The 19,176-nt window shown below is 68.0% G+C and carries 18 protein-coding genes and 3 pseudogenes; 10 read left to right on the plus strand and 11 right to left on the minus strand.

The genetic code is table 11. The annotated features are described in order from the left end of the window. The first annotated feature begins 4 nt into the window (after positions 1–4). Both AC07CM_RS35890 and AC07CM_RS35895 read left to right on the plus strand, forming a co-directional pair. Entirely contained in the window at positions 5–619 is a 615-nt protein-coding gene (locus tag AC07CM_RS35890; protein WP_478880673.1) for an HD domain-containing protein, read from the plus strand. Continuing rightward, a complete protein-coding gene (locus AC07CM_RS35895) occupies positions 616–1,602 on the plus strand; it encodes a glycosyltransferase (RefSeq protein WP_478880674.1) in 987 nt (328 codons plus the stop codon). Before AC07CM_RS35890 ends, AC07CM_RS35895 begins: the two co-directional genes overlap by 4 nt. A 7-nt stretch (positions 1,603–1,609) precedes the next feature. Here AC07CM_RS35895 and gltX read toward each other — a convergent pair whose 3' ends face one another. Further along, positions 1,610–2,983, minus strand: coding sequence for a glutamate--tRNA ligase (gene gltX, locus AC07CM_RS35900; RefSeq protein ID WP_478880689.1), 1,374 nt, complete (start codon positions 2,981–2,983; stop codon positions 1,610–1,612). Positions 2,984–3,103: 120 nt separating this feature from the next. Beyond that, positions 3,104–3,394 carry an endonuclease domain-containing protein gene (locus tag AC07CM_RS35905; protein ID WP_478880690.1) on the minus strand — a complete coding sequence of 97 codons (291 nt, stop codon included), beginning with the start codon at positions 3,392–3,394 and terminating at the stop codon, positions 3,104–3,106. Here AC07CM_RS35905 and AC07CM_RS35910 point away from each other — a divergent pair. Continuing rightward, a complete protein-coding gene (locus AC07CM_RS35910; RefSeq protein WP_478880691.1) occupies positions 3,308–3,643 on the plus strand; it encodes a hypothetical protein in 336 nt (111 codons plus the stop codon). The genes AC07CM_RS35905 and AC07CM_RS35910 overlap by 87 nt on opposite strands. A 1,082-nt stretch (positions 3,644–4,725) precedes the next feature. Here AC07CM_RS35910 and AC07CM_RS35915 read toward each other — a convergent pair. Both AC07CM_RS35915 and AC07CM_RS35920 read right to left on the minus strand, forming a co-directional pair. Next, positions 4,726–5,040, minus strand: coding sequence for a transposase (locus AC07CM_RS35915; protein ID WP_478880675.1), 315 nt, complete (start codon positions 5,038–5,040; stop codon positions 4,726–4,728). 64 nt (positions 5,041–5,104) lie between these two features. After that, positions 5,105–5,788: pseudogene (locus AC07CM_RS35920) on the minus strand (IS3 family transposase); the annotation flags it as partial. Between AC07CM_RS35920 and AC07CM_RS35925 the strand changes: the two are divergent. Then, the gene (locus AC07CM_RS35925; protein ID WP_384273714.1) at positions 5,738–5,869 is read left to right on the plus strand and encodes a hypothetical protein; all 132 of its coding nucleotides are present in this window, start codon (positions 5,738–5,740) and stop codon (positions 5,867–5,869) included. The pseudogene AC07CM_RS35920 and the gene AC07CM_RS35925 overlap by 51 nt on opposite strands. Before the next feature lie 102 nt (positions 5,870–5,971). Here the strand turns inward: AC07CM_RS35925 and AC07CM_RS35930 are convergent, their stop codons facing one another. The 5 genes from AC07CM_RS35930 to AC07CM_RS35950 form a co-directional block, all read right to left on the minus strand. Next, positions 5,972–6,301, minus strand: a complete 330-nt coding sequence (locus AC07CM_RS35930) for a DUF6082 family protein (protein ID WP_478880676.1) — start codon at positions 6,299–6,301, stop codon at positions 5,972–5,974. Positions 6,302–6,858: 557 nt separating this feature from the next. Next, positions 6,859–7,371: a DUF4760 domain-containing protein gene (locus AC07CM_RS35935; RefSeq protein ID WP_478880677.1), complete on the minus strand. Its 513-nt coding sequence runs from the start codon at positions 7,369–7,371 to the stop codon at positions 6,859–6,861. 749 nt (positions 7,372–8,120) lie between these two features. Further along, positions 8,121–9,287, minus strand: a complete 1,167-nt coding sequence (locus AC07CM_RS35940; RefSeq protein ID WP_478880678.1) for a saccharopine dehydrogenase family protein — start codon at positions 9,285–9,287, stop codon at positions 8,121–8,123. After that, positions 9,280–10,341, minus strand: a complete 1,062-nt coding sequence (locus tag AC07CM_RS35945) for a saccharopine dehydrogenase (protein WP_478880679.1) — start codon at positions 10,339–10,341, stop codon at positions 9,280–9,282. The genes AC07CM_RS35940 and AC07CM_RS35945 overlap by 8 nt, the downstream gene beginning before the upstream one ends. Continuing rightward, positions 10,338–11,483, minus strand: a complete 1,146-nt coding sequence (locus tag AC07CM_RS35950; protein WP_478880680.1) for an NAD(P)/FAD-dependent oxidoreductase — start codon at positions 11,481–11,483, stop codon at positions 10,338–10,340. The genes AC07CM_RS35945 and AC07CM_RS35950 overlap by 4 nt, the downstream gene beginning before the upstream one ends. Before the next feature lie 304 nt (positions 11,484–11,787). Here AC07CM_RS35950 and AC07CM_RS35955 point away from each other — a divergent pair, with 304 nt between their 5' ends. From AC07CM_RS35955 to AC07CM_RS35965, 3 genes are all read left to right on the plus strand, one after another. Beyond that, a complete protein-coding gene (locus tag AC07CM_RS35955) occupies positions 11,788–12,567 on the plus strand; it encodes a class I SAM-dependent methyltransferase (RefSeq protein WP_478880681.1) in 780 nt (259 codons plus the stop codon). Between the two features lie 206 nt (positions 12,568–12,773). Then, on the plus strand, positions 12,774–13,478 hold the full coding sequence (locus AC07CM_RS35960) for a nucleotidyltransferase domain-containing protein (protein WP_478880682.1): 705 nt from the start codon (positions 12,774–12,776) through the stop codon (positions 13,476–13,478). 164 nt (positions 13,479–13,642) lie between these two features. Further along, on the plus strand, positions 13,643–14,500 hold the full coding sequence (locus AC07CM_RS35965; protein ID WP_478880683.1) for a hypothetical protein: 858 nt from the start codon (positions 13,643–13,645) through the stop codon (positions 14,498–14,500). On the opposite strand, the gene AC07CM_RS35970 is transcribed toward AC07CM_RS35965, so the two are convergent. Both AC07CM_RS35970 and AC07CM_RS35975 read right to left on the minus strand, forming a co-directional pair. After that, positions 14,488–15,345 (minus strand): aldo/keto reductase, encoded by an 858-nt coding sequence (locus AC07CM_RS35970; RefSeq protein WP_478880684.1) that lies wholly within the window; start codon positions 15,343–15,345, stop codon positions 14,488–14,490. The two genes, AC07CM_RS35965 and AC07CM_RS35970, sit on opposite strands and share 13 nt — an antisense overlap. After that, positions 15,279–16,388 (minus strand): annotated as a pseudogene (locus AC07CM_RS35975) (JmjC domain-containing protein); the annotation flags it as partial. The pseudogene AC07CM_RS35975 and the gene AC07CM_RS35970, both read right to left, overlap by 67 nt. A gap of 1 nt (position 16,389) precedes the next feature. On the opposite strand from AC07CM_RS35975, the pseudogene AC07CM_RS35980 reads away from it, so the two are divergent. From AC07CM_RS35980 to AC07CM_RS35990, 3 genes and pseudogenes are all read left to right on the plus strand, one after another. Further along, positions 16,390–17,373 (plus strand): annotated as a pseudogene (locus AC07CM_RS35980) (transcriptional regulator); the annotation flags it as partial. Between the two features lie 93 nt (positions 17,374–17,466). After that, complete coding sequence (gene istA / locus AC07CM_RS35985) at positions 17,467–18,714, plus strand: IS21 family transposase (protein WP_478880685.1); 1,248 nt, start codon at positions 17,467–17,469, stop codon at positions 18,712–18,714. Beyond that, positions 18,714–19,097 (plus strand): ATP-binding protein, encoded by a 384-nt coding sequence (locus AC07CM_RS35990; protein ID WP_478880686.1) that lies wholly within the window; start codon positions 18,714–18,716, stop codon positions 19,095–19,097. Before istA ends, AC07CM_RS35990 begins: the two co-directional genes overlap by 1 nt. Positions 19,098–19,176 lie beyond the last annotated feature (79 nt).

Below are 19,176 nucleotides of genomic sequence, written 5' to 3' on the forward strand. Positions count from 1 at the left end.
GCGGATGAACCCCATCGATCTCGACCACGTCCTGACCGTGCTCGGTGCCGCCGCGTGGAGCCCGGACGAGCAGTCCCGCGCCCGCGTGGCCGCCGGCCTCGCGCTCACGGTCTACGACGGCCACACCCGCGACCAGGGCACCCCATACCTGGAGCACCCGCTGGCCGTCGTCAGGCTCTTGCGAACGGAGATCGGCGTCCGACGCCCCGAGACCCTCCTCCTCGCCCTCCTCCATGACACCTTGGAGGTAGCGCCCGAGTCGGAAGCACTGCTCGTCCACCACCTCGGCGGCCCGTTCACCGCCCGCCTGCGTGCCATGACGGCCGACCACCGCCTCGAACAGCGCACGAAATCCGTAAGCGACGAGACCCGCTGGCGCGCGAAGCAGGCCGCGCTCCCGCCTGAGGACCTCCTCGTCCGGCTCGCCGACCGCCTGCACAACCTGCGCGACCTCGCCACGTCCCCGAACCTCGACCGGCGCCGACGGTTCCTCCAGACCCTGGGCGATTTCCACCTCCCCCTCGCCGACGCCACCCGCGACCTCGGCCCCCATCTGGAGACCATGCACGCGCGCCTGCACGCCGAGTACGTCCACCACACACAGGAGGTACATCCGTGAAACGGGTCGTCTACTCGATGGAGCCGGTCGGCCGGACCGGCGGCCGGGTCTACCTACGAATGCTCCACGAGGTGACGGCCGACGACGTGGAATGGCGCACCGTCCCCGACCACAAGCGGACCTACGGGGTCCGCCGCTGGCGCAAGCTCCGCCACCTCGCCCGCCTGGCCCCTTCCATACGGGCGCTGCACGGCACCACCGGCACCTTCGTGTGGGACGACCTGAGCCTGCTGCTGTTCACACCCGACATGCGCGCCCGCACGGTGTTCCTCCTACACCACTACGAGCCGCTCCAACATGACTCCGCCCCCATCGAGGCCATGCTCTGGGAGCAGCTGTTCCGCGTTCTGACGCAGTGCGCAGCCGTCGTGTGCGTCGCCCCGTACTGGGCCGACCAGCTCCGCGCCCGAGGCGTCCGTAACGTACGGGTGATCTACAACGCCTTCGACATGGCCGAAGTAGAGCAAGCACGCGGCTACCACCGGGCCGAGTGCCGCGCCGAGTTCGGCCTGCCACCCGACGTGATCGTCGTCTACGCGGGCAAGGCCGTGCACTGGAAAGGGACCGAGGAGGTCTCCGCAGCCCTCGCCAGCGTTCCCGGACTGCGGGTGATCACCAGCGGCAGCAACACCATCGGACTCGACAGCGCGCACTACGACGTCGAGCGCGAGCGGTACCTGCGTCTGCTGCGCGCCTGCGACGTCGGCGTCTTCATCCCCCGCATGCGGGAGGGCTGGAGCCGCTGCGCCGCCGAGGCTTTACTCCTCGGCCTGCCCTGCCTCATCCGCCCGGTGGCCGGCCTGGGCGACCTCGCCGCACTGGCTCGCCAGCCGGCCCCGGACCTCCGCCGCCTCCCTGCACAGGTCCGGCAGCGCGCGGCGACACGCCACACCGAGGCCAAGGCGGCGTACGAAGCCCTGGTCCGGTTCGACCTGAACTACTTCGGCGATGCCTGGAGCAACCTCCTGGCGCAGGTCGCCTGACCAGCGGCTAAGCCTGCGCGGCCAGCTTCTTGCTGGCGGCGTCCAGACGGGCCAGCACGCGGTCCCGGCCGAGCTGCTCCATGGACTCGAACAGCGGGAGTCCGATCGTCCGGCCGGTGACCGCGACCCGGATGGGCGCCTGAGCCTTGCCCAGCTTCAGCCCGTGCTTCTCGCCGACGGCGAGCAGGACGGCCTTCAGGTCGTCCGCCTTCCAGTCCGCGACGCTGGCCAGTTCGGCGCGGGCGTCCGACAGAATGTCGCCGGCGCCTGCCTTCATCGCCTTGTTCCACGACGCCTCGTCCTCGACCGGCTCGTCGAGGAACAGGAAGTCCACATAGCTGGTGATCTCGGAAAGCAACGCCAGCCGGGTCTGGGCCAGCGAAGCCGCCGCCTCGAAGACGTCCTTGTCGAACGCCTCCGGCCGCCACGGCGCGTACGGGGCGACGAGCCACGGAGCGCAGGCGGCGGCGAACTGCTCCGGCAACAGGGCGCGGACGTACTCGCCGTTGAACGCCGTCAGCTTCTTCACGTCGAAGAAGGCCGGCGCGGTGTTGACGTCCTCGATCCGGAAGAGCTGCTCCAGCTCCTCGTACGGCCTGATCTCCCGGTCGTCACCCGGGCCCCAGCCGAGAAGCATGAGGTAGTTCACCATCGCCTCGGGCAGGAACCCCTCCGCGAGGTAGTCCTCCAGCGCCACCTTGTCCCGACGCTTGGACAGCTTCTGCCGCTTCTCGTTCACGATCACCGGCAGATGCGCCCACACGGGCGGCTGCGCACCGAGCGCCTCCCAGAGCAGCTGCTGCTTCGGCGTGTTCGACAGGTGCTCCTCGCCTCGGATGACCTGCGTGATTCCCTCATCCAGGTCATCCACGACGTTAGCGATCAGAAAGACCGGGGACCCGTCGCCACGGGCGATCACGAAGTCCTCGATCGCGCTGTTCGGGAACGCCGGCTCCCCGCGGACCAGGTCGACCACGACGGTCTCACCCTCGTCCGGCGTCCGGAACCGCAGCGCCCGCCCCTCCTCGAAGGCCAGCCCCCGGTCCCGGCAGAACCCGTCGTACCCGAGGTGCTCCGACCCCGTGCGCTCCTTCAGCTGCTCCCGCGTGCAGTCGCAGTAGTACGCCCGGTCGGCCGCGAAGAGCTGCTGAGCCGCTTCCCGGTGCCGGTCGGCGTTGTGCGACTGGAAGTACGGCCCCTCGAAGGCCGGGTCCTCGCCATGGATGTCGATCGCCGCGAGCGCGCTGATGATGCCCTCGGTCCACTCCGGCTTGTTCCGGGCCGCGTCGGTGTCCTCGATCCGCAGGACGAACCTGCCGCCGGACTGTCGTGCCACCGCCCAGTTGTAGAGAGCGGACCGCGCGCCACCGACATGGAACATGCCGGTCGGGGACGGGGCGAAACGAACGCGAACCGGGGCAGTAGACATGCGCTCCAGGGTACCGACGCTGGACCTACGCCTCGGACCACTCGCCCTACCCCCGCACCGATGTTTTCGGCCTTACTCGCTCCCGGGCGGGGCCGTCGTTAGCCCAAGTGCTGCTGCTGGAGGATCACTCAGGTACGACTCCAGCGGCGGATACGGGGGCGCTTGACCGCGGATGCGCTCGTACCACGGAAGTACACCCCCGTTGCATCCCCAGCACAGCAATCCCCTGATGCATTGGCCACAGGACCCACCCTTGTTGGGGCAACACTCATGGTCGTGATCAAGGTGCAGGCCATCTCCGTCTGCATGCACAACCGGGCAAATGGCGCATTTATACCCCTGATGCTCGAAAAGGAGATGCACATCCAAGAACGATCGCTTGTGCTTACTGGCTCGGGTCACGATCCCCTGACACAGCTTGCAGTTACCCCGGGGCAGGCCACCTCGCCCGGCATCGGTTCCGAAATGAGTAAGCGGGAGCTCCTGCTGACACGAAGTACACCAGTAGACGCCTCGATCTATGAGCTGTCGACCCACGTCGGGCGGAGTCCTGAGCGCAAGGGGGGTGAGCGGCTGACCTCGTCTCTGCATCAGTGCATGCGATCGGCATAGTCCTTCCACATCTTCACGCGCCCTTGCACACTCCGGACCTCGGCACTGGTATTCCCTTCGAACAGGGGCAGGAAGAACGGCAAACGGCACCCCGCGGCGCCTCTGATCACTGTGTGTCCTGCACAGGCCACCGCTGTACACGGCGCGCTCGCACCCCGTCATCGCCACGCACTTGGCCTCGGGCTTGATCACCCAGTCGTACAGGGGTGTGAGTACTGCACCCTTCCTGAACTGCTGGTAGTGCGCGGTGCAGAGCCCCCAAGCCTGGTGCGGCCTGTCACAGCCGGTGAACCCGCAGGTCCCACTCATGCCCTTGTTCACCAGCGGACGCAGGTCGCGCCCTCTCCGAATCTGGTCGTAGTGCCCCTTGCAGTAGCCCTTCGCGAGGTGTGGACGCTCGCACCCCTCGAAGTCGCACCCCCTCCAGGCGTTGCGAGTTTGGAGGGGGGTCAGTTGCTTGCCCTGGCGCTTCTGGTTGTAGTGGCTCTGGCAGAGCACCCCGCGGTTTGCCTCCCGGCCGCATCCGGCAAACTCGCACTTCCTGCGCCTACTCATGCTCATGGCGGCGCATGCTATGGGGAGGCACTGACAACACCCCGGGAGCCGATGACCATGCACCCTCCACGCCGTCTGTGACGGGGGGAACAGGGGCGTCTCTGGTCTCAGTTTTGGTCTCATTCACCCGCGTCCAGCAGCGTCCGAGACCCCTACCAGCACCTTCTCTACCGCAGGTCAGGACTTCCCCGTCTCTCTACGGACCCCCATGCGAAGACTTGGAAAGCATGTTGAGGACAACCTCTCACCAGTTCGAATCTCGTATCTGCCGCATCGCCGACCTGGGCACACGGAAGCCCAGGCTACTCAGCAGCCTGGGCTTCCGCGATCTTCCGTCTCAGTCGGATGCGGGCATGAGGCACTGGACGGGGCCGCCGCCCAGACGACCGAAGCCACCGAAGGCCGACCCCTATGGCCGCCGGCTTCGAGGCCGTCTGTCAGGTGACAGCCGCAGAGCGCGTCCGGGTCTGATGCACGATCGGGTGACATCTTGACCTGCCCCACGGTTTGGGTTCCAGTTGCGGTGGCTAACTGGCGGCGGGGATGGTGTCTTGTTCGGAGAGTAGCTCGTACTCGATCGGGGTGCGGTAGCCCAGTGCTGAGTGGCGCCGCTGTCGGTTGTGGAAGATCTCGATGTACTCGAAGATCGCGTTCGCCAACTCGACCCGGGCCTTCCACCGTTTGCGGTTCAACAGCTCGATCTGCATCGAGGACCAGAACGACTCCATCATCGCGTTGTCCAGGCCGTCTCCGACCGTGCCGAACGATGGCAGGAGCCCGGCGGAGCGGATCCTTTCCCCGAAGACCCAGGAGGTGAACTGGGTGCCGTGATCGGCGTGCACTATCCCGCCTGAGGGTGGAGTCCTGTCTGGAGTCGATCGACCAGCCCACGATCTTGCGGCTGAACGCGTCCAGGACCGCCGCGCAGTACACCCACCCTTCTCTGGTGCGGTGTTGCGTGATGTCGGTGACCCACAGCTCGTTGGGACGCAGCCGATGGAACTCCCGGTTGACCAGGTCATCGGCGGTGACGACACCCCGCAGGCGCTTGATCCGCACCGGTCCGGGCAGTCCGTGGATCCCGGCCTGTGTCATCAGCACCGACACGGTCCTCGAGCACACCGGGATGCCCATGCCCAGGGTGAGCTCGGCGTGGACGCGGCGGTAGCCGTAGGTGCCGCGTGAAGCGACGTGGACCTCCCGGATCAGCCCGGTCAGCCACTCCCGTCGCAGCTGCCGCGGTGTGGTCGGGGTGCGCTTGTGTTTGTAGTAGTTCTGCCGGGCGACCCCGAGGATCCGGCAGCATCGGTCGACCGGTGCCCCGGCATCGACGAGACGGTCGATCACCGGGTAGAGCCTTTTGGGGCCGGCTTGTCCTCGCCGAGGAACTTGGCGGCCTTGCGGACGATCTCGAGCTCGGTTTCCAGCTCGCGTTCGTCGCCGCGCTGCACGCAGCTCTGCGAACTCCTCCGAGACCCTGCCAGGGCGCCGTCCGTTGTCGATGTCGTCCTGGCGCAACCACTTCGACAACGTGACCGGATGGACGCCGAGGTCAACGGCGGTCTGCTTCTGTTCTTTTCCTGCCCGCACCAACGCGACGGCGCGGGCGCGGAACTCAGCGGGGTAGGCGCGGGGCATGTCCGGCAGCCTTTCGTGAAGGCCGTCAGTTAGCCAGCAGAACTGGAACCTGAGAGGTGGGGCAGGTCAACCTGTCACCCGAACCTGCAGCAGACCCCTGTACTGCGCGGAAGCACGCAACCAGCTCGTTTAAGGTCAGGTTGGCTCCGGAAGAAAGTAGTCATCGGGGCTTACGGCAGGCCCAGCCGCCTCAGCGCGCAACAGTGCGTCGTCGAGGAGTGCGATGAAGCGTTGCTGCCGCCCGTTTTTATATTTCGTGTTCTCGTGCCACCACTGCGAGTTCATCCGCCAGAATTCCCACATGATCTCGCCTCGCATAACCAGCGTGGCATTGCTCAAGAGGCCCTCATCGTCCAGCCAGCCATTGAGATACTCCGCCCGCCAGTTCATGATGATCATGTTGGTGTAAATGTGCAGGCGTCGTCGCTCTCGACTCATGGGTTCAAGCGGGGGCTCCCAACACACCTCAGGCGCAGGTCGTCCAGGACTCGCATCGCGAGATCACTGCGTGAGGCACGATGCTCGTTGGCGAGAGTCGCCTTCATCTGGCGCGCCTGTAACACGAGCGACCCAGCGACACGAGTAGTGCCGCCCGGACAGCGGGATAGAGACATCGCTGCATGTCTGACTAATCGCGCTGAGTTGGTCCCAATTTAAATTGCCCGGCGCCCACCACTTGATGACGAATGGTGTCAAGATCACAAGTGCGATCAGAGCAGCAGACACAAGAATCCAGGGCAGCGAGCGGTGGATCCTAAAATTCTGCATGCTTCCCCCTCAAGGTAGGTATCCTATGGCGATGACTGCCCGCGCAGGGCGGAGTAGCCGCCTCCGGCAGTCCGAAGGCACCGGCCACAGATACCAGTCGGAGCCTTGTGGCGTCGCCCCAAGGTTGCGCACGTCCGGGAGCGTTGGCCAGAGCGCCCCTAACACCGGTAAATCTCGGATAATTAATGCCAGCCCGCCGCCAATGCAGGTGCAGGTACAGGTGTACAAAACGCGATACTTCGCGGACGCCCTTATTAGGAGGGTGAATGCTCGTCAGAAGTGCGCAAATTGAGAGAGCGCAAGAAATCGGCAGTGGGGTTCGCACATGACACCAGATAGAGATTCTCGAAGAAGGGGAGGAAGGGAGCATTCCTTATTTCCCTCTCCGCGCGGGCATACGGTTCCAGTGCTGTCCAAACTTGCCTGACGCGGAAGTGTAAAACGCTAAGCGCCAGACCTGAATCGACCAGGCCAAGGGCAACCATTGCCCCAATATACTCGTAGCTGAAGGCAACGTTGCGTGTCATCGTACGCACCGGCTCGGGCAGAGCATCCATGCCAACCCCAGGCTCATGTTCCTGTGCAAGCCGCGTCAGAACGTAATGCTGGTCTCGTTGGAAATCTCTGTCCCGAATGTTATTCAGGGCCACATCAAGGAGCATGGCCATGTGGCTGGTTGAACGTGCCTGGCGTAGCTGCCAAAGCGCGGTGAATCCCGAGAGCCCTAATGCTACAAGCGAAATTGCGAGTGACAAGGCGTTGTACATATCGAGCTCCTCCCTCGAAGGAGTGTCCCGGAGGAAAGGGCTCTCCACCAAGAGGCGAGATTCAGATGCCCAGCCCATTGGGGTGTAAGCGACATCAGTGAATGCTGTCCTCTTGTCGGCACCCCTGCTCCATGACCCGTACGACAAGATCGGACGGTGCTGTACAGCAGCGAAACGCTGCGCCCCCACAGCGAGGCCTCATAGCAGGCCTCGGGATCAGCCTGTATGACCTCCGCTTATCAATCTCCGTAGAGCTACGGACCAGAAGGCTTCTGACATCCACGAGTGCATCAACGGCACCGAACGAAAGCGCACACCGGCGGCTCTGCTCGACCGTGGCGCCAGACGGCGGCCGCAGCCGCAGCTGGCTTGAATCGAACTCCTAACGTGATGGTCAGACGCCGTCGCCACCGACGGCAGTGACGGCAATGCTGACGGCAACGACGGTGGACGCCAGCGGCACTCAGCAGCCCGCCACGGTACAGGCGGCGTGTTGGCTGACCGCCCCACCATCACGTGCCCGCATCTTCTAAGCGCTTGGCCGCAGGTTCGAGTCCTGCCGGGGGCGCCCACGCCCAGCCTTCCCATCGGGAGGGCTTTTTGCTGGTCAGAGCCCATATCAGCCGACGCGACGAAGCCCCGGACGGCCTCTTGACGATCAAGGGCGGACTCCGGGGCTGTCCGGCTGTCACCGGGTTTTCGCGGGTGGCCGCGTCGAAGACGTGTCGAAGTTCCCGACCACAGGGAGATCAGCCAGCGCCCGGGACCTCCTCCCGAAAACTGAACCTCAGTCCTTCTTCGGCGAGTTCGGCAAGCCAGCGGTTCGACCGTTCCGTCGTCTCCGCCGCCCGGTTCAGGCCCGCCGGCAGGCTGCCGTCGAGGATGTGGTGGACGCCGAGGGCGAGGGGGCGGGAGACGCAGCGGGCCATCGCCGACTCCTCCGCGTCGCCCACGAGGTCGATCAGGTAACCGCCCGTCCAGGTGCGGCCCGTGCCGGTCTCGACCTCCAGGGTCACCGACAGCACCACGCGGTCGCGGTCCGCGTCCGTCGTCGGGTACGCGGCCGCCAGCTCCCTGGCCAGGGCGGCGATGCGCTCGTCGTCGCCCGTCCTCAGCTCCTCGAAGACGGGTGCCCACGCCTTCAGCCAGCCGTCCAGGCGCAGGGTGCCGCGCACGAAGGTGCGCGGGGTCCAGGCGGCCGGAAGCCCGTACTGCTCGATGAAGGGAACGCTGTCCCGGTTGGGGTAGGCCTCGAAGGTCTCCCCGTCGAGGACGTGCGGCCGGGTCGCCTCCCAGGGGCGGTCGGCGGTCGTCTCGGTGCCGTTCTCCAGGTAACGGGCGGGCGAGCGCAGGGCGTTGAGGACGCCGAGGGGGGCCCAGCTGAAGCGGTAGCGGAAGTCGTTCGGGACCGCCGGGACACCACCGCAGTACGAGGTGAGGCGGTAGGTCGCCGGGGTGTCCGCGCCGATCTCCGTGCGCGCCCTGCCGACGAGGCTGTGCGCGAAGAGGTGGTCGATGCCCGGGTCGAGGCCCGCCTCGGTGAGCACCACCAGCCCGGCCGCCTCCGCCGCCGGCACCTGGTCGAGCACTTCGGGGGACACGTAGCTGGAGCAGGCGAAGTGCGCTCGCGTCCGCACGCAGGCGGCCAGCACACCGGCGTGTTCGGGCGCGGGCAGCATCGACACCACCACGTCCCCGGGCGCCAGTTCGGCGGCGAGCGCGGGCAGGGTGAACGCGCGGGGCTCGGCCCTCCCGGTCAGGCCCAGGTGGGCGAGGGCGTCGGCCGCGCGTTCCTCGGTGCGGTGCCACAGCCGTACCCGCTCGGCCCGCTCGCACAGCACGGCCGGCCCGCTGCCGGTGGACAGTCCGGCACCCACCCAGTGGACGGTGCCGCTCGCCGGTACGCGCTCAGTCATGGCGGAACTCCCCTTCTGCGATGCCGAGTTCACGGCAGGCCTGGTGGAACCGGTCGAGGCAGCGCCTCCACGCACCCGAGGTGCCGAAGTCGAGCAACTGGAGAAGCAGGGCCGCGGAGAAGTCGGTGCTGGACTCGCGGGGCAGCAGCGAGGGCAGGTTGTCGATGGCGATGAGGTCCAGCGGCGGCTCCTTGCGCAGGCGGCGCGCCGGGTCCGTCCAGTCGGTGGTGCGGTCGTAGACGGGGAGGACGTTCAGCGGGGAGCCGACGTCGCAGGTGACGTCGCACAGGGTGCGCAGCCGGCGGGCGGGGTCGTCCAGGTCTGGCTCGCGCAGGAAGGGCGGGCCGGGGGTGAGGGCGAGCACGCAGTTGACCATCACGTCGTGGCCGAGCAGGGCCGGGCGGTCCAGGTCGCGGGTCTCGGCGAGGTCCCAGCGGGTCGGGGCCACCCCGGCGGTGTCGAAGGCGGCCGAGGCGCCCCGGCCGCTGCGGCCGAGCGCGCCGATCACCAGGGCCGTGAACTCGGGGTCGTCGGCGAGCGGTTCGAGGGTGGCGTCCAGCTCCTCCTTCGTGGTGGGCCGCAGCGGGGCCCGCAGCCTGCCCCGGTGCTGGAGCACGGCGAGGGCGGCACCCAGGTAGCCCGCCCAGAAGCCGAAGGCGGCCAGCCTGCGGCCGTGCTCGTCCACCAGGTACTCCAGGTCCAGCAGCGCTCCTCCCCCGGCCGCGAACCGGCGCAGCAGCGCCGCCGCGCCCGGCTGCTGTTTGTAGGCGTGCCCGAAGGAGATGTGCCGGTGTGTCAAGACCGCTGGCTTGTCCGGGAGTTCCTTCAGACCGAGGATGACGGCGTCCGGCGGCGCCGTCACCCAGGAGCCCGCGGGGGCGGTACGGCAGCCGGCCGCCTCGTACTCCTCGAGGGGGAAGACCCGCTGCGGGGACTCCTCCACGGTCAGGCGTACGCCGTTCTCGATCAGGCGGCGGGCGCCGGCGGGGACGACCGGCGTGCGCCGCTCGGTCGTACGGGCCTCGTGGCGCAGCCACAGGTGGAGCTCGCTCATACCAGGTTGGCCTCCGGGCGCGGGGCGTCGGCCGCGAACCGGCCGGCGCTCAGGGGGCTGACGTCCAGGAAGGGTACGCGGCCCAAGTACAGGTCGCGGACGATCTCGCCCACGGCGGGTCCCTGCAGTAAGCCGTGGCCCGAGAAGCCGGTCGCATACAGGAAGCGGGAGACCGAGGGCGCCTCACCGATCAGGGCGTTGTGGTCGGGCGTGTTCTCGTACAGCCCGGCCCAGCCGCCGGTGCGGCGCAGCTCCAGCAGGGCGGGGGCGCGCCGCTGCATCGCCTCGCACAGCCGGGGGATCCAGCGGTCGTGGGTGTCGGTGGCGAAGCCGGGCCGCTCGTCCGGGTCGGACATGCCGAGCAGCAGGCCGGGGCCCTCGGCGTGGAAGTAGAGGCTGGTGGTGAAGTCGATGGTCATGGGCAGCGTGTGAGGCAGGCCCGGCACCGGTTCGGTGACGGCGATCTGGCGGCGCAGCGGTCGTACCGGCAGATCCACGTCGACCATGGCCCCGACCGCCCGCGACCAGGCGCCGGCCGCGCAGATCACCGTGTCCGTGTCGATACGGCCGAGGGTGGTGGTGACGGCGGTGATGGTGGCGCCCTGCCGTTCGATGCCGGTCACCTCGGTGTGGCGCAGGACGCGGGCGCCGTGGGCGCGGGCGGCGGCCGCGTAGCCGTGGACGACCGCCTCGGGCGTGCAGTGGCCGTCGTCCGGGGAGTGGGCGGCGGCCAGCAGTCCGTCGGTGGTGATCAGCGGCGAGAGCCGGCGGGCCTCCCCGGGGGTGAGCATCCGGCTGGGCACACCGAGGGAGTTCTGCAGTCGTACGCCCGCTTCGAAGGAGGCGACCTGCTCGGGCGTGGACAGCAGGAACAGATAGCCGACCCGGTGCAGCCCGATGTCCCGGCCGATCTCCTCCTCGAACCGGCCGAAGGCCTCCAGGCTGCGGGCGCCGAGCTGGATGTTCAGCTCGTCGGAGAACTGGGCCCGCACGCCTCCCGCGGCCTTGGAGGTGGAGCCGGCGGCGAGTTCGTCGCGTTCGACCAGGACGACGTCACGCACTCCGGCACGCGCCAGGTGGTAGGCGATGCTCGTGCCCATCACCCCGCCGCCGACGATGACCACCCTGGCCCGAAGATTCACGCGACCGCCTCCTTCGCCGTACGGACCACGGCCCGGGCCGCCGCCGCGTCCTGGATGCCGAGTCCGACGCTGTTGCGGTAAACGATGTCATCGGCGCGCCGCGGGCGCCACGGCGCCCGGTGAGCACCTCCTCCGACGGGATCGGGCGTCGCGGGTGAGCAGCCCGTCGCGCACGCCGAGCCGCCCCCCGGCACGTACCACCGCGCCCTCGCCGGGCGCCGAGGCCGGTAGCGCTGTCGGGTCGCCGTCGCCGAAGCGGTGAGGCGGGGGGGCCGACCGCCGGCCGCACCGGTAGCGTCACCGCGTGGATCAGGATGAACGGCTCCTTCACGCCTCGTCGTTCGGCGTGGCGGCTGTCGCATACGCCGAACACCGTCCGGACTACGCGCAGGCCGCGGTGGGCTGGGCGCTCGAACCCGCGCCGGGCCCGCGCGTGCTCGACCTGGGCGCCGGAACCGGCAAGCTGACCGCCACGCTGGTCGCACTGGGCGGCGAGGTCGTCGCGGTCGAGCCCGCCGAGGGGATGCTGACCGAGCTGCGCCGCTCACTGCCGGATGTCCGTGCCCTGTCGGGTAGTGCCGAGTCGATACCGCTGCCGGACGCTGCCGTCGATGCCGTGGTGGCCGGCAATGCCATGCACTGGTTCGACATGGAAGTCGCGGGACCCGAGATCGCCAGGGTCCTCGCGCCCGGCGGCATCCTGGCCGGCCTGTGGAACCTCATGGACGACCAGGTCGAGTGGGTCGCCGGGCTCGCGCGGGTCAGCGGGAGCGCGGCCGTCGGCCCGCGTGACACGCCCACCGCCTGGCGCGCCGAGACCGCCGACATGCACCTTCCCAAGACCGGCGGGGCCGCCCGGTTCGGCTCGCCGGAGCAGGCCGAGTTCCCGCACGGGCAGCGCCGCACCGCCGACTCGCTCGTCGCGACCATCGGGACGCGGGCGGGGGTGCTGGTCATGCCGGATCAGGAACGAGAGGCCACGCTGAGCCGGATCCGCGCTTTCCTCGCGAGCAGACCGGAGACCGCCCGCGGCGAGTTCGCTCTCCCGATGCTGACCGGCGTGCTGCGCGTCCGGCGGCTGTGAAGCATCCGCGCAAGGCCTGCGCCCACACACGAGGAGGAAGACATCGTCGTCGGCCACTCCCTGAACCGGTCCGGACAGCCACCGTCCGATTCAGAGCCAAAGCCATACGCGGAGCCGCCGACCTCAGGGGAAAAGATCACGAGACAGCGCTGTCGTAGCCAAAGAAATCCCGTGCGCCGCGGTGGCAGAGCACTGATAGTTGCCGCATGGTTGCGATCGAGGCCGCACGCGCCGTTGTAGATGAATATCACCCGGACGCGAGAGCCGCGTTCCTGGGAGGCAGCGCCGTGACAGGCCGCCGCACAGCGACGTCGGACCTCGACATCGTGGTACTGCTCCACGGAGCCCCAGCCCCATACCGCGCAAGCCTCCAGTACGCCGAGTGGCCAGTGGAGATGTTCGTGCATACCGAAGCGACGTGGCACGCCTACGTCGCACGGGAACTGCGCAAGCGCCGGTCACCGCTGCTGTGGATGTGCGCCGACGGGCTGCTGCTCTTCGACACCGACGGACTCGGGGCGCGCCTCGCCGCAGAGGCCCGGAAGCTGACCGCCGCAGGGCCACCCACGATGTCGGCTGAAGAGATCGATGATCAGCGCTACGCGATCACCGATCTCCTCGATGACCTGGTGGGAAGCAACGATGAGAGCGAGCGGTTGTTCATTGCCACCGAACTGGTGCGGCGAACTGGTGCATTGGCGCTCGCCATTGCCGCGTCTTGGAGCGGCGGCGGGAAGTGGCTGGCACGCCGCCTCGAGACGACCGCACCAGGGCTCGGCATGCACCTGCGCCATGGTCTGCGTGAGGTTTTGGACGGGCGAGTAGAGCCCCTCGTGGCCATCGTGGACGAGGTGCTCGGGCAGGCCGGCGGCCGGTTGTGGGCTGGCTACAAGCGTGCCGGGACCCCCTGAACAATCTCGCACTGGGGACGAGACCAGCGCCCATGGAGCTTGGCTGACTCGGCCTGCAGCTGCGAATGTGAACCATTTGATTTCGAGGGTGGGGACGCTCGGTGGTTGCCGCCGGATTCTTGTGTCGGACTCCTTTATGCCGCACCGCTGCTACGGTCGCGGGTATGACGCTCTCGGTCTCCATGGGTCAGACTGTTGATCTACGAGTGCAGCCGGTTGATGAGGTTCTTGATCGCGTCGCGCGGTCTCTCCAGGTGCGTTTCCCCCAGGAAACGGTGGTGCGCAAGCGCCGGTCAGTAGGAGCCCGGACAAACCGCGATACCTGGGTCCGCGTCGAGCGGCGCTCGCTCGTCAAGATCACTGATCAGGGGTGGAACGGCATCGAGTGTGCCGCCCGTCTGGAGGGCGTGGCCCAGCCGGCATGGCACGGATGCGTGGTCTGGCGGGACACGGACGAGCCGGTGACGTGGCGGGCCGATGAGACGGACCTTCTGCCTGGAACTCCGGTCGGAAACGCCATCTTGAGTGATGCCCCGGAACTTCCCGACGAGTGGTGGAAGGGCTTCAACGCCTCGCTGGACGCGCTGGCAGCTCACACGACCAAGCGGGTCGCCACGCCTGACACCGACACCATCACGCAGGAATTGGTCACCGAGTCCGTCCGCGGCGTCTTCTCCGGCGACTTCGATACGATCGTCCAGCGCTGGGTGCCGGCTCACGCCGACCTGAACTGGGCCAACGTGACCGCTCCAGTATTCAGCCTCTTCGACTGGGAGGACTGGGGGAACGCCCCTCAGGGGCTGGACTCCGCTTCGCTGTGGGCAAGCTCGCTTGCCGTCCCGGCTCTGGCCGACCGCGTATGGCAGGAACGTCGGCGCGACTTCGAGAGTCGGGACGGCAAGCTGATGACGTTGTTCGTCTGCTCGAGGATTCTCGGCCCGCACGCGCACCCGAAGGACCCTCGGCTCGAACCCGCGCGGCGCACGGCCGAACAGGTCATCGAGGAGCTTCACACGAGCTGATCACGCGAGCGATCCCGGAGGAGCTTCCGGTACTCCTGGACGGTCCGCTCCTCGGCCTCACCGGCCAAGGCGCCGACAAGCTCGCCCAAATGGCCCGGTTCGTCGGTGCTCACAGCGATGGAGTCGACCCCTGGGAGGTGATAGGCGACTCTGAACGCCGCCTGCGCGCGGGAGAACCCATGACCGGCCCGCAGGAAGACGCGTGGGTCGAATCTGTCCCACACCGGGGCACTGGTGCTGCCTCCGAAAGGGCTCATCCCCCACACCTCGCCTCGACGCAGATCCCACGCCTTGACGAGAGCGTCTGTCGCGTCCAGGGTTCTGGCTCCGACGAGCAAGCCGGCGCGGGCCATGAGAACCGATGGCCGCGGCACAGTTGCGTCGACCAGGCTCAGCAGCGGTGACGGGTCCCAGGACGCGACGCCCCAGGCGGCGCACAGCCCCCTCGCTGTGGCGTCATCCAGGGCGGTACACGCCCCTGCGAACAGGTGCTTGTTGTGCGGGGCGGCTTCGTGGAGGGAATGCTCCGGGTTGTGCAGGAACACCAGATCCGGCTCGCGTCCGAGGTCCTCGGCCGCCTGTCTCAGGGCCGTGGTCAGTCGCACAGGGTCCAGGGAGTGCTCTGCCCCGTCGGGCCCTGGGAAGTAGCCGACCTTGGTGGAGACCATGAACTTCGGCAGCAGATCGCTGGCTGTCCGCGCCAGGACCTGGTGCGAGCGGAAGCCAAGATAGTTGGCGCTGGTGTCGACCGCGGTGACGCCCAGGTCCAGCGCGCCAGTCAGGAGACGGCGTTCGTGACGAGACCGGTGTAGCCCAAGGACAACTCGGGGGTCAGCACCGCGCACAGCTCCTCCTCCACCAGGATCTCGGCGACCTCCACCACTTCCGCCCCGACGACGGCAGCGGCCTGCTCCAGCACGACGGGCCTGCCGCTCAGCAGCAGACGCAGCGCAGGCAGGGCCTTGGCCTCGAGGGTGAGCTTCTTCCCCGAGGCCAAGACGTCGACGGTCGCCCCGCTGTCCTGGAGTCGGGGAGGGAAGTGGGTGGTGCACACCACGGCGTCGAGCGGCCCGAGGATGTCGAGGAACGGCACATGCCGAGGCAGCGCCGTCTCCTGCTCGTACGCGCCCAGGTAGTCGTCTGGGGAACGCTCGCCGAGCAGTGCCGTGGCTGCCTCCATCAGGGCCGCATTGTCGGGGCCGTGCCAGCGGTCCAGATCGTGCCTGAAGACCTCGCGCTCGCGGTACCAGTCGGCAAGCCAGGCGAGCCAGCTGGCGGCGGTGCGTTTGGTAATGCCGAACGTGACGTGAAGACTCTTTCCCGAACCGCTGCCGGTCCGGGTCGCCTGGTGCCAGTGTCCTCGGGGTATGTGCATGACGTCGCCCGTCTTCATAGCGCCGGACCAGATGATCTCGTCGCTCGGGGTGTAGTTGGGGTCGGAGTCCCGGTACATGGGGACGTTGCGGGAAGCCGCACGCACCTCCCACTCCTTCTCGCCCGTGAGCTGCACGATCACGACGTCGTGATCGTCCCAGTGCAGGGGGAAGCCAGCGGCATCGTTCGTCGTCAGGTAGGCGTTGACCTGCACTCGCTCATGAGACCACCACTGCAGCGCCCGGCACGCGACCTCCATCGTCGGATCGAAGACGTTGGCCTGGTCAAGGATGAGCGTCGCGCCTTCTCGCAGGAGCTTCCCTAGGCTGCGGATGTTGACCATGGGGATGCTCTGCCCCCGAGGACTGACGATGTCGGTGTAGTAGATGGCCGGGTGTACCTCTTCGCCTTTCTGAAAGCACCTGAACTGCGGGCGGTTCAGACTCCTGCGCATCGCGATGTCGAGCAGGCGGTTGGGGGTCAGGAGGCGGAAGACGAGGGTGGGGTCGTCCATCCTTCTGGGCGTCCGGTACGAGCAGGCGCGCGCGGAGGGATGGCCTCGATGGCTCCCCGTCTGGGAGGTGGCGGAGCTCACCGCGCCGTGGACCGAGGCCGGTACCGTCGAGGCGTTGCCCGATCTGGTCGGACGTGGTCGCATGGATCGCAGGGGCTTCCTCACCATTACGGGCGCCGCGCTGACGGGTCTCGCGGCGAGCTGGGTGGACGCCCCCTCCGCCGTAGCCGCGGCGCTAAATGGCGATCGGGTCACGGACACGATGGTCTCGACGATCGAGCAGCGCATCAGTACCCTCCGCACGCTCGACGACCAACTCGGCGGCGCTCTACTACTGGAGCAAGCGCGAGGCGACCTGTCCCTGGTCACCGGTCTCCTCAGCGGTGGCCGCTGTACCGAAAAGGTCTGCCTCCGGCTGTACGCGCTGGCTGCCCGCGTGTCGCACCTGACTGGATGGATGGCCTACGACGCCGGTCTGCGGTCTGCGGGGCAGCGCTACTACGTCGGTGCCCTGCGCAGCGCCCGTACCGCCGGCGACGACGCCTTCGGCTCGTTCATCCTTGCAGAGATGGGAGTGCACGTCTCCGAGGCCGGACGCACAGCCGAGCGCGTCGACCTGATCTCGACAGCCATCGACAACGCGCCACGCCTTCTGTCGCCCTGCACCCAGTCGTTCCTGTTCCTGCACAAGGCAGAGGCCCTCTCACGCAACGGTGACCACCGCGAGGCAGGCACGGCACTCAACCGTGCCACCTCCCTGTGGGAGCGCCACGAGGCCGAGGAGAAGCCTGACTGGCTGGAGTGGTTCGGTGAGGCACAACTGAGGTCAACCGAGGGGAAAGTCCTCTTGCGCTCGGGGCAGGTGGAACGCGCGACCAGCTCCTTGGAGACCTCCGTGACGAGAGCCGCACCTCGGGACAAGGCAGTACGGTCCAGCCGTCTGGCAGAGGCACGGCCCGCCGGCGGTGACCTGGAGGGTGCGTTGTGTCGGCGACGGCTGAAAAGTGGACCAGTAGCGACGCTTGAAAGTTGACCCCCTCCAGGGGGTCTGGCTCGTTGAGCCAGGCCAGGAGGAGTGGTGATCAGCGTGGAGGACTGGGCGGAGATCCGCCGGCTTCACCGGGCCGAGCAGATGCCGGTGCGGGCGATCGCGAGGAAGCTGGGGATCTCGAGGAACACCGTCCGCAGGGCGATCGCGGACGACGCGCCGCCGAAGTACCAGCGGGCACCGAAGGGATCGATCGTGGATGCGGCCGAGCCGCAGATCCGTGAACTGCTCGAGCAGTGGCCGGAGATGCCCGCGACGGTGATCGCCGAGCGGATCGGCTGGGACCGTGGACTGACCGTGCTCAAGGACCGGATCCGTGAGTTGCGGCCAGCTTTTCGGCCTGCGGATCCGGCTTCGCGGACGGTCTATGAGCCGGGCGAGATCGGCCAGTGCGACCTGTGGTTCCCGCCCGCGGACATCCCGCTCGGCTTCGGCCAGGTCGGGCGGCCGCCGGTTCTGGTCATGGTCGCGGGCTACTCACGGTGGATCACTGCACGGATGCTGCCCTCCCGCTCGGCCGCCGACCTCATCGCCGGGCACTGGCGGCTGCTGACCGAACTGGGCGCCGTCCCCCGGGTGCTGGTCTGGGACAACGAAGGCGCCGTCGGCTCCTGGCGGTCCGGCGGGCCCCAACTCACCGATGAATTCGCCGCGTTCGCCGGACTGCTGGGCATCAAGTTCCTGCTCTGCAAGCCGCGGGACCCGGAGGCCAAGGGCCTGGTCGAGCGGGCCAACGGCTATCTGGAGACGTCGTTCCTGCCCGGCCGGGTGTTCACCTCGCCAGCCGACTTCAACATCCAGCTCGCCGACTGGCTGACCAGGGCCAACCGGCGCATCCACCGCACTCTGCAGGCCCGCCCGTCGGACCGGCTGGAGGCGGACCGCTCGCGGATGCTGGCCCTGCCGCCGATCGCCCCGCCGGGCTGGTGGAAGGCATCTTTGCGGCTGCCCAGGGATCACTACGTCCGTCTGGACACCTGCGACTACTCGGTGCATCCGCTGGCCGTCGGCCGCCGCATCGAGGTCGCCGCCGACCTGGACCAAGTCCTGGTGACCTGCGACGGCGTCGAGGTCGCCCGCCATGCCCGCAGCTGGGCCCGCCACCAGACCATCACCGACCCCGACCACGCGGCGGCTGCCGCGGCCACCCGCAAGACGGCCGCCGCCAAGAAGCCGGCACCGGAGGTGACCGAGGTTGAGGAGCGGTCGCTGGAGACCTACGACCGGATCTTCGGCGTCATCGACGGCGGTCTGAGCACGGGCGAAGGGGCAGCGTGATGAGCACGAAGAACAGCACGAACCAGACCAGGACCGCCCGCGACGTCGGCTCCGAACTCGTCTATCTGACCAAGGCGTTGAAGGCTCCGGCCCTGCGGGACGCGGCCGCCCGGCTCGCCGAGCGGGCCCGCGACGAGGGCTGGAGCCACGAGGAGTATCTCGCCGCCTGCCTGCAGCGAGAGGTCGCCGCCCGCGACTCCCACGGCGCCGAGGGACGCATCCGGGCCGCCCGCTTCCCCTCCCGCAAGTCGCTGGAGGACTTCGACTTCGACCACCAGCGGTCCGTGAAACGCGAGGTCATCGCTCATCTAGGGACGCTGGACTTCGTGGTCGGCAAGGAGAATGTGATCTTCCTGGGGCCGCCCGTTATCAACGGGGCTTGAGTCTCTCTCTTCTATGTCTTCGACGAGCGTCACCGTGAGCGTTCTGTGTCGTTGATGCATTGCTATCAACGGGAGTTCT

The organism is Streptomyces sp. NPDC044061 (assembly GCF_056434305.1).

What these genes read in the sequence shown, in the direction of transcription:
- AC07CM_RS35965 (WP_478880683.1), top strand. Translation starts at nt 13,643, where the DNA reads ATGACGCTCTCGGTCTCCATGGGTCAGACTGTTGATCTACGAGTGCAG.
- gltX (WP_478880689.1), bottom strand. Translation starts at nt 2,983, where the DNA reads ATGTTCCATGTCGGTGGCGCGCGGTCCGCTCTCTACAACTGGGCGGTG.
- AC07CM_RS35990 (WP_478880686.1), top strand. Translation starts at nt 18,714, where the DNA reads ATGAGCACGAAGAACAGCACGAACCAGACCAGGACCGCCCGCGACGTC.
- AC07CM_RS35945 (WP_478880679.1), bottom strand. Translation starts at nt 10,341, where the DNA reads ATGAGCGAGCTCCACCTGTGGCTGCGCCACGAGGCCCGTACGACCGAG.
- AC07CM_RS35925 (WP_384273714.1), top strand. Translation starts at nt 5,738, where the DNA reads ATGGACGCCGAGGTCAACGGCGGTCTGCTTCTGTTCTTTTCCTGCCCG.
- AC07CM_RS35935 (WP_478880677.1), bottom strand. Translation starts at nt 7,371, where the DNA reads ATGTACAACGCCTTGTCACTCGCAATTTCGCTTGTAGCATTAGGGCTC.
- AC07CM_RS35960 (WP_478880682.1), top strand. Translation starts at nt 12,774, where the DNA reads ATGGTTGCGATCGAGGCCGCACGCGCCGTTGTAGATGAATATCACCCG.
- AC07CM_RS35940 (WP_478880678.1), bottom strand. Translation starts at nt 9,287, where the DNA reads ATGACTGAGCGCGTACCGGCGAGCGGCACCGTCCACTGGGTGGGTGCC.
- AC07CM_RS35890 (WP_478880673.1), top strand. Translation starts at nt 5, where the DNA reads ATGAACCCCATCGATCTCGACCACGTCCTGACCGTGCTCGGTGCCGCC.